At 41.8% G+C, this 14,131-nt stretch carries 12 protein-coding genes and 1 riboswitch; all 12 genes read left to right on the top strand.

Annotated elements, in window-relative coordinates:
• The first annotated feature begins 388 nt into the window (after positions 1-388).
• The 12 genes from QGM71_RS12680 to purH all read left to right on the top strand — a co-directional run bounded on the left by QGM71_RS12680 (position 389) and on the right by purH (position 14,105).
• On the top strand, positions 389-1,894 hold the full coding sequence (locus QGM71_RS12680) for a class I adenylate-forming enzyme family protein (RefSeq protein WP_327607925.1): 1,506 nt from the start codon (positions 389-391) through the stop codon (positions 1,892-1,894).
• A gap of 537 nt (positions 1,895-2,431) precedes the next feature.
• A riboswitch (purine riboswitch) is annotated at positions 2,432-2,532 on the top strand.
• Positions 2,533-2,799: 267 nt separating this feature from the next.
• A complete protein-coding gene (gene purE / locus QGM71_RS12675; protein ID WP_327607924.1) occupies positions 2,800-3,291 on the top strand; it encodes a 5-(carboxyamino)imidazole ribonucleotide mutase in 492 nt (163 codons plus the stop codon).
• 1 nt (position 3,292) lies between these two features.
• The gene (gene purK / locus QGM71_RS12670; RefSeq protein WP_407703029.1) at positions 3,293-4,411 is read left to right on the top strand and encodes a 5-(carboxyamino)imidazole ribonucleotide synthase; all 1,119 of its coding nucleotides are present in this window, start codon (positions 3,293-3,295) and stop codon (positions 4,409-4,411) included.
• Entirely contained in the window at positions 4,408-5,712 is a 1,305-nt protein-coding gene (gene purB, locus QGM71_RS12665) for an adenylosuccinate lyase (protein ID WP_327607922.1), read from the top strand. The genes purK and purB overlap by 4 nt, the downstream gene beginning before the upstream one ends.
• Before the next feature lies 1 nt (position 5,713).
• Complete coding sequence (gene purC / locus QGM71_RS12660) at positions 5,714-6,427, top strand: phosphoribosylaminoimidazolesuccinocarboxamide synthase (protein ID WP_327607921.1); 714 nt, start codon at positions 5,714-5,716, stop codon at positions 6,425-6,427.
• The gene (purS, locus tag QGM71_RS12655) at positions 6,424-6,675 is read left to right on the top strand and encodes a phosphoribosylformylglycinamidine synthase subunit PurS (protein WP_327607920.1); all 252 of its coding nucleotides are present in this window, start codon (positions 6,424-6,426) and stop codon (positions 6,673-6,675) included. Before purC ends, purS begins: the two co-directional genes overlap by 4 nt.
• A complete protein-coding gene (gene purQ, locus QGM71_RS12650; RefSeq protein ID WP_327607919.1) occupies positions 6,672-7,355 on the top strand; it encodes a phosphoribosylformylglycinamidine synthase subunit PurQ in 684 nt (227 codons plus the stop codon). The genes purS and purQ overlap by 4 nt, the downstream gene beginning before the upstream one ends.
• Positions 7,339-9,567, top strand: coding sequence for a phosphoribosylformylglycinamidine synthase subunit PurL (gene purL / locus QGM71_RS12645; RefSeq protein ID WP_327607918.1), 2,229 nt, complete (start codon positions 7,339-7,341; stop codon positions 9,565-9,567). Before purQ ends, purL begins: the two co-directional genes overlap by 17 nt.
• Complete coding sequence (gene purF, locus QGM71_RS12640; RefSeq protein ID WP_327607917.1) at positions 9,543-10,952, top strand: amidophosphoribosyltransferase; 1,410 nt, start codon at positions 9,543-9,545, stop codon at positions 10,950-10,952. Before purL ends, purF begins: the two co-directional genes overlap by 25 nt.
• A gap of 27 nt (positions 10,953-10,979) precedes the next feature.
• Positions 10,980-11,999 carry a phosphoribosylformylglycinamidine cyclo-ligase gene (purM, locus tag QGM71_RS12635; protein ID WP_327607916.1) on the top strand — a complete coding sequence of 340 codons (1,020 nt, stop codon included), beginning with the start codon at positions 10,980-10,982 and terminating at the stop codon, positions 11,997-11,999.
• Positions 11,996-12,562: a phosphoribosylglycinamide formyltransferase gene (purN, locus tag QGM71_RS12630; RefSeq protein ID WP_327607915.1), complete on the top strand. Its 567-nt coding sequence runs from the start codon at positions 11,996-11,998 to the stop codon at positions 12,560-12,562. The genes purM and purN overlap by 4 nt, the downstream gene beginning before the upstream one ends.
• 10 nt (positions 12,563-12,572) lie before the next feature.
• The gene (gene purH / locus QGM71_RS12625; protein WP_327607914.1) at positions 12,573-14,105 is read left to right on the top strand and encodes a bifunctional phosphoribosylaminoimidazolecarboxamide formyltransferase/IMP cyclohydrolase; all 1,533 of its coding nucleotides are present in this window, start codon (positions 12,573-12,575) and stop codon (positions 14,103-14,105) included.
• The last annotated feature ends 26 nt before the right edge of the window (positions 14,106-14,131 follow it).

Below are 14,131 nucleotides of genomic sequence, written 5' to 3'. Positions count from 1 at the left end.
TTTTTGACTGCAATTAATTCTTACACTTAAACAGCCACGTCCAGCTCCAGCGCCCAAGAACTAGCGAGACTTCCTTCACCTCCGTGCGATAAGTCAACATCGATTCGAGAAATAAAAAGGAAGGCCGACTAAAACCGGGCTTTGCACCCAACGTCGGCATACCCCTAATGTAGGGGCATGTTTCCTTTATGTTCTGTGGCAGTGGAAGATCGACTAACTACGCCGCTTTGCGCGGCAACGTCGACCCACCCGCGATGCGCGGGCGCAGTCCGTACGTCCCTAACCGGGCTCTTGCGCTTTTGTTCTAGTGTATATGTAACTGTTGTGTAACTCCTGTTTCTTATACTTATCTTATAGAAAAGGTGGACGATTAAAAGGAGTGTTATGTATGCAAAGCGATATCAACAATTGGTTTAAGAGTCGTGTGAATTTAACACCTGGAGATATAGCCATTATTGACTCTTGTACAAATAATTCATGGACTTATGAACAGCTTTACCGACGCTCAGAGCAATTAGCCGATTATTTCGTTTCGAAGGGAATCAAAAAAGGGGATCGAGTTGCATTATTGGCCCCTAACCATATAAGTTATTTTGATTTTCTCTTTGCTTCCATGAAAATTGGAGCGATATTTGTTCCGCTTAATTGGCGATTGGCTGATGCGGAACTAGATTACATAATTAAGGATTGTGAACCTAAAATAATCGGAATAGATTTATCGTTTAAAGATAAGATAGATGAGATTTCGACAAGTATTGATACGACGGTTATTGATACAAATAACTATATAAGTAACCTGCAGAGCAGAATATCTGGAATTAATGCAGAGATAAAGGAAACGGATCCACTTGCAATAATTTATACAGGAGGGACTACTGGAAAACCTAAAGGGGTAGTATTATCGAATCGGTCCATATTATGGAACGCACTTAATACAATCACCAGCTGGGGGTTGTCCAACGAAGATACGACACTAACATGTTTACCAATGTTCCATACGGGAGGGTTGAATGTTCTTTCGCTGCCGATTTTGCTTGTTGGTGGAAAAGTAGTTATATCTAATTTTGATGCGGAAAAAGCAGTGAATGATCTGATTACCTATAAATGTACGGTCGTATTATTCGTACCAACCATGTACCATATGATTATTCAAACAGAAGTTTTCCAAAAGTCGAATTTTCCGGATATGAAGGTTTTTGTATCAGGAGGTGCGCCATGTCCGCATAAAATATACAGAGCATTTTCGGAAAAGGGAATCCCCTTCAGGGAAGGCTACGGATTAACAGAGGCAGGTCCGAATAATTTCTATATTGATCCTGAGGACACGTTTGTGAAATTAGGCTCTGTTGGAAAGCCAATGCTTTTTAACGAGATAAAAATAATAACGGACAACGGAGTTGAAGCAGATTCTGATGTAGTTGGCGAACTGTTGTTACGAGGTAACCATTCGTTTGAATTTTATTGGAATAAGCCAATAGAAACTAATGAAACAATCATAGATGGCTGGGTCCATACAGGTGATCTTGCTAAAAAAGATAAAGATGGTTATGTCTATATTGTGGGCAGAAAGAAAGATATGATAATTACTGGCGGGGAGAATGTTTATCCCTTGGAAGTAGAGCATTGGCTGGAATCGCATAAGGATATTGATGAAGCATCTGTTATTGGATTACCTGATGATAAATGGGGAGAAATTGTTGCGGCATTCATCGTTTTAAAAAATGAAATGAATGAGTCTGAATTGGAGTCATATTGTAAAAAAAAATTAACAAGATATAAGGTGCCAAAGGTTTTTTATGTATTAGATGAATTACCAAAAACACATGTTGGCAAAATTAACAAAAAGTCCTTAAAAGAAGGGATAACCTTACGAAAAGATAGCACGATTTCCTGAAAATAGGAGAGCGTGCTTTTTTATTTGCAGCAAAGAAAGTATAACCATATTTCTTTCTGCATAAGTGCAACTAAGGCGTCGCCCAAATGCTTGGCGAATGCCAAGTTTTATAATTTTAGTTAATGTTTTTCAAGTAGTTATATACCGCAGCGTAAATCGTTAATGACAAGATTATCGCTGAGGAATACACTTCGCCTTTATTACTCCGATACAAGCGACTTCTCAAACACACGCTGCTCTCTTTCGCAGTGATTTCTTTGCTGCTGGGCGGAGCAGCTAATACCTCCTCACTTAAGGTAATATATTCGAGATAGACCTTGCCAAATACTGGTGACATGATTCTATGTCGCGACGTATGAATAGTAACAATTTACGGGAAATTATCGCTGAAGGATCGGTTCAGGAATTAGCGAATTCATTAATCAGGAGGAAATTAAATAGCTAGACCCTTAGCAAAAACCGAACATTAAAACTAAATACCTACAAAACGTTCGATTTTATATTGACATTTGTACCCCGATTTTGTTATGATGATATCAACAAATGAATACGGCACCTCATATATTTCCTGAGAATATGGCTCAGAAGTTTCTACCCAGCTCCGTAAAAGCTGGACTATGGGGGAGGATGAATCGTTGTGAACGAACAATGATCCGTTTTAATGCACTTTGCCCAGCAAGACTTCCAGTGACTCGCGGAATAAGCATGGAACATTGCAAACGTCAAGGTCACGTTTTTTTGTTCCTTGCTTATTCATTCATCGTTAACTGGTTGTGTCTACAAGGCATAAGTCTATTCATCTTCTCTCATAATATGAGGGAGGAGAATAGACTTTTTTAATTGAACAAAAAGCGCAAACGCTCTGTGAAATAGTAATGAAATTCTACTAGAGAGAGGGATTCAAGATGGCTATCGTTGGAGTAATTATGGGGAGTATTTCAGACTGGGACACAATGCAGCATACTTGCAATGCACTGGATGAGCTTGGCGTTGCATATGAAAAGGATGTTATTTCAGCACACCGGACACCGGATGAGATGTTTACTTACGCAAGAACAGCACGTGAACGCGGGCTGAAAGTAATTATTGCAGGAGCTGGAGGAGCAGCCCATCTCCCGGGGATGGTTGCCTCACAGACCACATTACCTGTCATTGGTGTACCCGTTCAAAGTAAGGCTTTAAACGGTTTGGATTCACTCCTATCTATCGTGCAAATGCCTGGCGGTGTACCTACGGCGACCGTAGCTATTGGAAAAGCAGGAGCAACAAACGCTGGTATACTGGCAGCGCAAATTATTGGTACGTACGATGATTATACAGCAGCAAAGCTGGTAACTTACCGGGAAGAAATGCAATCGAAGGTTAAAGAAATGAGGGAAGATCTTGCAAAAAAATAATATGACAATCCTTCCACCCCAAACAATCGGAATTATCGGCGGCGGTCAACTGGGTCGCATGATGACGATTGCTGCTAAATATATGGGATACAACGTGGCTGTCCTTGATCCAACACCAAATTGCCCGACTGCTCAAGTGGCGGATAAACAAATTATTGCTGCCTATGATGATATCCGTGCAATCAAGGAGTTAACCGAAATCAGTGATTGTGTCACCTACGAATTTGAAAACATTGACCTTGAAGCAGCTGCATACATCGAAGAACTAGGAAAGCTGCCTCAAGGAGCCAGAGCCTTGGAAATTACGCAGAATCGTGAAAAAGAAAAGCAATTGATGAAGGATGCGGATTTACCAGTACCACCTTTTACTATCATTACAAGCGGTGCCGAATGTAAAAAGGCATTAGAGAATTTCAGCTTTCCTGCAGTCATTAAAACATGTCGCGGCGGATATGACGGTAAAGGACAGGTGAAACTTAACTCCCGAGATGATATAGAAGAAGCGATAGCTTTTGCTGATCAGAACAAGCACTGCATTATCGAACAATGGATAGCTTTTGAAAAAGAAATTTCAGTAGTATTTACACGTACACAATCTGGTGAGCTTACATTTTTCCCAATTGCTGAAAACGAGCATAAGGATCATATTTTATACAAAACAACAGTCCCGGCTGCAATTAGTGAGGATGTTCAGGAAAAAGCATACAATGCTGCTCGAGCTCTTGCTGAAAAGGTAGAGGTTGTTGGAACATTTACAATTGAGTTGTTCGTACAAGGAAATAATATTTTCTTAAATGAAATGGCTCCACGCCCACATAATTCGGGGCATTATACAATTGAAGCATGCACTATTTCGCAGTTTGGCCAGCATATACGAGCAATTTGCGGATTACCTCTTACTGAGGTTAAGCTTCTACAACCAGCCACAATGGTCAATGTTCTGGGGGAAGACATGGATGGTGTTCTCAAGGCCTTGCCACGGACAACAGAAGGCTTCGTACATTTATATGGAAAGGCAGAAGCGAAAGCTAAACGTAAAATGGGGCATATTACGTTTATAGCAGAAACTCAGGAAGAAATTAATAAGCAGATCCAGGTATTCGAGGAGGCCAAACAATGATAGAACGCTACACCAGAGAAGAAATGGGATCAATTTGGACGGAAGAGAATAAATTTAAAGCATGGCTTGAAGTGGAAATTTTAGCATGTGAAGCATGGAGCGAGCTAGGGGCTATTCCGGCTGAAGATGTAAAGGAACTACGAGAAAATGCATCCTTTGATATGGATAGGATTTATGAAATAGAACAAGAAACAAGGCATGATGTTGTTGCATTTACGCGTGCGGTATCAGAGACGCTTGGTGAGGAGCGCAAATGGGTTCATTATGGATTAACTTCAACAGATGTGGTCGATACTGCGCTCTCCTATTTAATAAAACAAGCCAATGATATTATCCGAAAAGATGTCATAGCGTTCATTGAAATTTTAAAAAACAAGGCAATCGAACATCAGCACACGGTAATGATGGGTCGGACGCACGGGGTTCATGCGGAGCCAACTACATTTGGGTTGAAGCTCGCGCTTTGGTATGAAGAAATGAAAAGAAATCTTGAACGATTCAATGCAGCAGCGAATGACGTGGAATTCGGGAAGCTTTCAGGGGCTGTGGGAACCTATGCAAACATTGATCCTTTTGTGGAACAACATGTTTGCCAAAGTCTGGGACTGGCACCTGCACCTGTTTCTACCCAGACATTGCAGCGTGACCGCCATGCGGCATACGTTTCGGCACTCGCCTTAATTGCAACATCTATCGAAAAGTTTGCTACGGAAATTCGCGGGTTACAAAAAACGGAAACACGCGAAGTAGAAGAATTCTTTGCAAAAGGTCAGAAAGGATCTTCAGCAATGCCACATAAGCGTAATCCAATTGGTTCAGAAAACATGACTGGGATGGCTCGTGTTATCCGTGGATATATGATGACCGCATATGAAAACGTCTCGCTTTGGCATGAGCGTGATATCTCCCATTCATCAGCTGAACGAGTAATATTACCAGATGCAACGATTGCGCTTAATTACATGCTGAATCGTTTCTCAACGATCGTAAAAAATCTCACCGTTTTTCCAGACAATATGAAACGGAATATTGATAGAACGTATGGCGTGATATTTTCTCAGCGGGTATTGCTGACATTGATCGACAAAGGAATGGCACGAGAAGCAGCTTATGATATTGTTCAGCCAAAAGCAATGCATGCATGGGAAACCGCGACATCGTTTAAGAAGCTTGTAGAAACGGATGAACAGATTACGTCAAAATTATCTCAGAATGAAATAAACGATTGCTTTGATTATACACACCATTTGAAAAACGTGGACTTTATTTTCAACCGAATTGGGTTAACTGGGGGTAAGTAATGTGAAGGAAGCTCTTTTATATGAAGGAAAAGCTAAAAAGGTGTATCAGGCGAAAGATAAACCAGGCCAATTGATCCTGGATTACAAAAATGATGCAACAGCATTTAATGGAGAAAAGAAAGAAACCTTCGCAGGAAAAGGCCGGTTAAACAACGAGATATCAGCACTTATTTTTCCGAGACTTCATGAAAAGGGCATAGAAACACATTTTATAGAACGCCTAAGTGAGACAGAGCAGCTTGTTCACCAAACGGAAATTATTCCAATTGAAGTTGTTGTAAGAAATTTGGCAACTGGTAATTTAACAAAAAGATTGGGTATCGAAGAGAAGACAGTGTTCAATCCGCCTATAGTTGAATTATTCTACAAGGATGATGAACTGGGTGACCCGCTGATAAATGATCAGCACGCACTGCTGCTAAGCAGCGTAACGCCGTCAGAACTGCAGGAAATTAAAGAGAAAGCCTTGGAAATAAACAAACAATTAAGCGATTTGTTTGCAGCAATTAATGTAAAATTAGTGGATTTCAAATTAGAGTTTGGACGTTTGGCCAGTGATTGTATCGTATTGGCTGACGAGGTGTCACCAGACACATGCAGGTTATGGGATATAACGACACATGAAAAACTTGATAAGGATGTTTTTCGTCAGGGCACAGGAGATTTAATTGAAGGATACGAAGAGATTTTAAAACGACTGGAGGCAATATCATGAAAAAGGTAACAGTTAATATTACGTTAAAGCCAAGTGTTTTAGACCCACAAGGTAAGGCAATACAAGAGTCATTGAATTCTTTGGGGTACAAGGAAATTCAGGAAGCACGTGTTGGGAAATCAATTGAATTGCAAGTGGAGGAAGGGCCGGATTTAGAAGCACGTATTAAGGAAATGTGCGATAAATTACTGGCTAACCCGGTAATTGAAGATTATCGCTACACTGTGGAGGAGGCTGTTCGGTCATGAAATTTGCTGTAGTTGTCTTTCCGGGGTCTAATTGTGACCGAGATATGTATCATGCTGCCAAGGAAATTCTGCAGGCCGAAGCTGATTTAGTCTGGTATGAAAATAGTAATTTGAAGAATTATGATGGGATACTATTACCGGGCGGATTTTCTTATGGTGATTACTTGCGTTCAGGCGCGGTTGCCTCTACATCTGATGTGATGAAACAAATTAAGGAACATGCTGCACTTGGAAAACCAGTATTAGGAGTATGTAATGGTTTCCAGATTCTGCTTGAGGCTGGGCTATTACCTGGTGCAATGCTTCGAAATAAGAATCTTTCATTTATGTGTCACCAGGAGCCACTTGTTGTTGAAAACAATCGGACCTTATTTACATCCGGCTATGAAGAAGGAGAAGTTATTCGTTTCCCGATTGCTCATGGAGAAGGAAATTATTTCTGTGATGAAGCAACTTTAGCTGATCTGAAAGCGAATAATCAAATCGTTTTAACCTATCAAAATAATCCAAATGGATCTGTAGCAGATATTGCAGGAATCATCAACAAAGAAGGAAACGTACTTGGCATGATGCCACACCCGGAACGTGCGGTGGAACAATTGCTTGGAAGTGATGATGGCCTTAAATTATTTCAGTCCATCGTTAAAAATTGGAGGGAATCCTATGTTGCAAACACATGATATTACACCAGAGCAGGTTGAGAACGAAAAGCTGTATAAAGATATGGGGCTAAGTGATCCGGAATACAATATGGTGAAAGATATTATGAAACGCCGTCCGAACTTTACTGAGACCGGAATCTTCTCCGTTATGTGGTCAGAGCACTGCAGTTATAAGACATCAAAACCTTTGCTTGGGAAATTTCCTACAAAAGCACCTCATGTTCTTCAAGGACCAGGTGAGGGTGCTGGAATTATTGATATTGGTGATAATCAGGCAGTCGTTTTTAAAATTGAAAGTCATAATCATCCCTCGGCAGTTGAGCCATATCAAGGTGCAGCTACAGGAGTTGGCGGCATTATCCGTGATGTATTTTCCATGGGGGCTCGTCCAATTGCGCTAATGAATTCATTAAGATTCGGCAACCTAACGACGGATCGTGTGAAGTACCTTTTCACAGAGGTTGTGAACGGAATTGCTGGTTATGGAAACTGTGTAGGTGTCCCAACAGTTGGTGGCGAAGTACAGTTCGATGAAAGCTACGAAGATAATCCACTAGTTAACGCGATGTGTGTTGGATTAATTAACCATGATGAAATACAAAAAGGAATCGCATCCGGTATCGGGAATACGGTTATTTATGCGGGCGCACCAACAGGGCGCGACGGGATTCATGGGGCAACATTTGCATCTGATGACCTGGCAGAGGATTCCGATAAGGACCGTCCGGCAGTTCAGGTAGGTGACCCATTCATGGAAAAACTTCTAATCGAAGCTTGTTTGGAAGTTATTCATTCAGATGCCTTAGTAGGCATGCAGGATATGGGGGCAGCAGGCCTTACCTCCTCAGCAAGTGAAATGGCTAGCAAAGCAGGCACTGGAATGGAAATGAACCTGGATCTTGTTCCACAGCGTGAACAGAACATGAATGCTTATGAGCTAATGCTATCTGAATCACAGGAGCGTATGCTGCTCGTTGTGAAAAAAGGACGCGAACAGGAAATCATTGATGTATTTGAGAAGTATGGACTACAGGCAGTTACTGTAGGTGAAGTAATCGAAGAAAAGGTATTCCGCATCAAGCAGCATGGCAGAGTAGAGGCAAATATTCCTGTAGACGCCTTGGCTGAAGAAGCACCAGTCTATCATATGCCATCAAAGGAAGCTGCTTATTATAAAGAATTTCAGCAAATGGAGACTACTATTCCACAGATAAACGATCCTGCGGAGATGTTAAAAAAACTTCTTCAGCAGCCAACCATTGCAAGTAAAGAATGGGTTTATGATCAATATGATTCCATGGTACAGACAAATACGGTTGTAGCACCAGGCTCAGATGCTGCCGTGGTCCGTATTAAGGGTTCCGATAAAGCACTGGCAATTACGACAGATTGTAATTCCCGCTATATTTATTTAGATCCCGAAACAGGTGGGAAAATCGCTGTCGCAGAAGCGGCTCGCAATATTGTTTGTTCAGGGGCTCGCCCGCTAGGCTTAACGGATGGTCTGAACTTTGGTAACCCGACAAATCCGGAAGTTTTCTGGCAAATGGAGAAGAGTGTGGAAGGCATGAGTGCAGCTTGCACTGCTCTGGGAACACCGGTTATTAGTGGAAACGTATCATTATATAACCAATCAAAAGGAAAAGCTATTTTCCCGACACCAATTGTTGGAATGGTTGGCTTACATGAATCATTGGAACATATTACACCTAGTCATTTTCAAGAGGCAGGTGACATCATTTATTTAATCGGTGAGACACAGGCAGAGTTTGGTGGAAGCGAATTGCAGAACATACTGGAAGGATCTTATCGTGGTAAGGCTCCTGTTATTGATTTGAACGTGGAGGCAAAAAGACAGAAACAGCTTCTTGAATTGATTCAGCAAGGAATGGTTGAATCGGCACATGATCTCGCAGAAGGCGGCTTGGCTGTTGCACTAGCAGAAAGTGTGTTCAATGAAAAGGGATTGGGAGTGGATAGCTCGATTGATGGAGATGCTACTACTGTATTGTTCAGTGAGTCCCAATCAAGATTTTTAGTCACAGTGAAACCTTATAATAAAGAGCATTTTGAAAAGACTATGGAAGATGCAAAGAAAATTGGTGTGGTCACAGAAGATAATCAGGTGACAGTTACTATCAATAACGAGAACGTCATTCAAGAAGATGCAGCTCAACTAAGAGAATTATGGAAAGGAGCTATACCATGCTTGCTGAAATCAAAGGCATAAACGAAGAATGTGGCGTGTTCGGTATTTGGGGTCATGAGAAGGCAGCTGAGATAACGTATTATGGACTGCATGCACTCCAGCATCGTGGGCAGGAAGGTGCCGGAGTCGTTGTTAGTGATGGTTCTTCTTTAAAGGTCCATAAAGGTTTAGGGCTAGTAAATGATGTGTTTAAACGAGCACGTTTTTCAGATCTTTCCGGCCATGCAGCTATTGGTCATGTTCGCTATGGAACACAGGGAGACGGTGGTATTGATAATGTTCAGCCATTGTTATTCCGTTCGCAATCCGGGAGCATGGCTCTTGCGCATAACGGAAATATTATGAATGCCTACAAGCTTCGTGGTGAGCTGGAAGCAGAAGGTAGTATTTTACAAACATCTTCCGATACAGAGGTTCTCGCCCATCTGATCAGACGAAGTGGCAAAGAGACCTCCGAGGAGTCCATCTCTGATGCGCTGCAGGAGGTAATTGGAGCCTATGCTTATGTGATTTTAAAAGAAGACAAAATGTACGTTGCACTTGATCCACGTGGTATTCGTCCCCTTTCCATCGGTAAAATAGGAGATGCCTATGTGGTAGCATCCGAAACATGTGCATTTGATATTGTTGGAGCAAAGTTCGAACGTGAAGTTCTTCCTGGAGAATTAGTAACGATCAGTGATAAAGGAATCGAGTCTACTCGATTTGCTTTACGAGAACAACGAAGAATGTGTGCGATGGAATATGTTTATTTGTCCAGACCGGATAGTGATTTAAACTATGTGAATGTTCACGCCTCCAGAAAAAGAATGGGCATAGAACTTGCAAAAGAAGCGCCTGCGGAAGCAGATTGTGTGATCGGTGTTCCTGATTCCAGTATTTCTGCGGCAATTGGTTATGCAGAAGAGAGCGGTTTGCCTTATGAAATGGGGATTATTAAAAACCGTTACGTAGGCAGAACGTTTATCCAACCATCGCAAGAGCTGCGTGAACAGGGTGTTAAAATGAAGCTTTCGCCAGTTCGCGGTATTGTGGAAGGAAAGCGGGTTGTTATGATCGATGACTCGATTGTTAGAGGAACAACGAGCAGAAGAATAGTTCGTCTGCTGAAAGAAGCAGGTGCCAAAGAGGTGCATGTCCGCATTGCCTCTCCGCCAATTGAAAATCCATGTTATTACGGGATAGATATGTCAACGAATGATGAGTTGATTGCTGCCAATAATACAATTGATGAAATTGCAGAAATTATTGGCGCTGACAGTATTGCTTACCTTTCAGCCAAGGGCTTGGAGCAGGCAATTATTAAAGATAATACAATAAATCAGGGAATATGCAACGCATGCTTTACAGGAAATTATCCTGTTACGGAAGACGGTCAAACAGGCATTTCTTATACGAAGTGTTAAGAAACTATGCTAAAGGGTGGGTCAGACATGGCTAATGTATATAAGGACGCTGGGGTAGATGTGGAAAAGGGCTACGAAGCTGTCGAACGAATGAAGAAGCATATAGCAAAAACAACGCGACCGGAAGTATTAGGTGGGATCGGGGCTTTTGCGGGATTGTTTGAGTTATCATCCTTTAACTACAAAGAACCGGTATTGGTTTCAGGAACAGATGGTGTCGGCACGAAATTGAAACTGGCCATTGAATCAGCAAAGCATGACACGGTAGGAATTGACTTGGTTGCCATGTGTGTAAATGACATTGTTGCACAGGGCGCTCAACCACTTTTTTTCCTTGATTATATTGCATGCGGTAAAAACGAACCAAAAATGATTGAACAAATTGTTGAGGGGATTTCTAATGGTTGTGTTGATGCAGGCGCGGCGCTAATCGGTGGTGAAACTGCTGAAATGCCGGGGATGTATGAGGACAATGATTATGATCTGGCGGGGTTTGTGGTAGGAATTGCCGAAAAGTCAAAACTCGTTACAGGCGAGTCAATCACAGCTGGAGATGCTATTATAGGTCTCCCTTCAAGTGGAATTCATTCGAATGGGTATTCGCTCGTGCGTAAGATTATCGCTGAGCTTGATTTGAATCAAACATATGAAGGTTTATCCCAGACACTGGGAGAAACACTCTTGACTCCAACGAAAATATATGCAAAACCGGTAGCTGCAGTTCTTGAGGAGCATTCCATTAAAGGTATCTCACATATTACTGGTGGCGGTTTTTATGAAAACTTTCCACGCATGCTGCCAAGTGGGTTAGGGGTTGAGCTTGACCGAACAACATGGCATACACCTGAGGTCTTTACTTTTTTACAGGAAAAAGGAAATATTTCAAATGAAGACATGTATGGTGTGTTTAACATGGGGATTGGTATGGCACTAGTTGTAGAAGAGCAGAATGTTGAGGTTGTTCTGGGTAAGCTGCTGGAAGCGGGAGAAGAAGCGACTGTTATTGGCAACGTGATTGCTGATGAAGGAGTGCAATTTAAGGCATGAGTACTGTAAAGGCAGCCGTATTTGCATCCGGGACAGGAAGTAATTTTCAAGCGATTATAGAAACGAAAGATCTGACATGTGATGTTGTGCTGTTGGTTTGTGACAAGCCGGAAGCGGGCGCAGTTGAGAAAGCCGCCCGTTTTGGTATTCCGTCAATTGTATTCGATCCAAAGGATTATCCATCAAAAGCTGACTATGAGCAATTTCTGATTCAGAAGCTTCAGGAAGCGAATGTAACGTGGATATTTCTTGCTGGTTATATGCGCATTGTTGGACCAGCCTTACTGCAGGCTTTTGCAAATAGAATCATTAATATTCATCCATCTTTACTACCGGAATTTCCAGGTAAAGATGCCATTGGTCAAGCATACCATGCAGGAGCGTCGAGTACAGGTGTGACAGTACATTATGTTGATGAAGGAATTGATACAGGACCAATTATTGCCCAGGAGCCATTGGAGATCTTTCCAACAGATTCGGAAGAAACGTTAAAAAAGCGAATCCAAAAGATAGAACATGAACTATATCCACAGGTAATCAATAAACTTTTACAATCAAAGTGAGGGCTAACTTATGAAGAAACGCGTATTAATCAGTGTCTCCAACAAAGAAAAGATAACGGAGTTTGCAAAAGGACTTATCGATCTCGACTATGACATTATTTCTACAGGAGGCACATTGCGTACGCTTCTTGATGCAGGATTACCTGCAACTGCTGTCGATGAGGTAACTGGGTTTCCTGAAATAATGGATGGGCGTGTTAAAACATTGCATCCTTCTATACATGGAGGCCTACTCGCTAAAAGGTCGAGCACAGATCACATGAAGCAGTTGGAGGAGAATGGGATATCACCGATTGATATGGTCGTTGTGAACCTTTATCCGTTTAAACAAACGCTTGAAAAAGAGGGCGTTTCGCAAGAAGAAATTATCGAAAATATTGATATTGGTGGACCAACAATGCTTCGGGCAGCTGCGAAGAACTATGCAGATGTCACAGTTATTGTCGATCCAGCCGATTATGAGGATATATTGGAAGCGCAGCGTCAAGGTACGTTGGATGGAAATAAACGCCAACAGCTAGCGGCAAAAGTTTTCCGTCATACTGCTCATTATGATGCACTCATTTCACGCTATTTTACAGAAGTAACAGAGGAAGAGTTTCCAGAAACGTTTACCGTTACATATGAAAAAGTACAGACATTACGCTATGGGGAAAACCCTCATCAGCAGGCTGCTTTTTATAAAAACCCTTTGAACTCAGCAGGAAGTCTTGCAACTGCTGATCAATTACACGGGAAAGAGCTTTCATTCAACAATATTCAAGATGCAAATGCTGCTTTGGAAATTCTTTCTGAATACCGCGATCCTGCTGCAGTTGCTGTTAAACATATGAACCCATGCGGCATTGGTGTTGCGGATACTATCAACAACGCTTTTCAAAAGGCCTATGAAGCAGATTCCATATCTATTTTTGGTGGCATTGTTGCTTGTAACAGGGAAATAGACAACTTTACTGCAGAAAAGCTTAGTGAAATATTTTTAGAGATTATTATTGCACCAGGATTTTCAAAAGAAGCGCTTGAAATTCTAACTAAAAAGAAAAACATTCGCTTGCTCGAGTTGGAAATGGCAGAGAAGGAAGCAACATATCAAAAGTTGACTACCGTCAAAGGTGGCGTACTTATTCAAGATAGCGATGCGGGAGATATAGCAGAGAATGACGTGACGGTTGCCACAAAACGCCAGCCATCTGAAGAAGAGTTAGCTGATTTATTATTTGCCTGGAAAGCAGTGAAGCATGTGAAATCAAATGCCATTGTATTAGCAAAAGATCAGCAGACTGTCGGAGTAGGAGCAGGACAAATGAACCGGATTGGTGCAGCTTCCATTGCGATCGAACAAGCAGGTGAGAAGGCTCGTGGTGCAGCTATGGCTTCAGATGCATTCTTTCCTATGCCAGACACTGTCGAGGCTGCTGCTAAAGCAGGTGTTACAGCAATTATTCAGCCAGGTGGCTCGAAGCGGGATCAGGATTCAATAGATGTATGCAACGAGCATGGAATTGCAATGGTATATACAAGCATGCGTCATTTTAAGCATTAATTCCAAGTTATTCAACACACTAACTT

The sequence above is a fragment of the Virgibacillus tibetensis genome (assembly GCF_036026595.1).
Classification (GTDB): domain Bacteria; phylum Bacillota; class Bacilli; order Bacillales; family Amphibacillaceae; genus Virgibacillus_P; species Virgibacillus_P tibetensis.
This window is presented reverse-complemented; position numbering and strand designations above follow the sequence as displayed.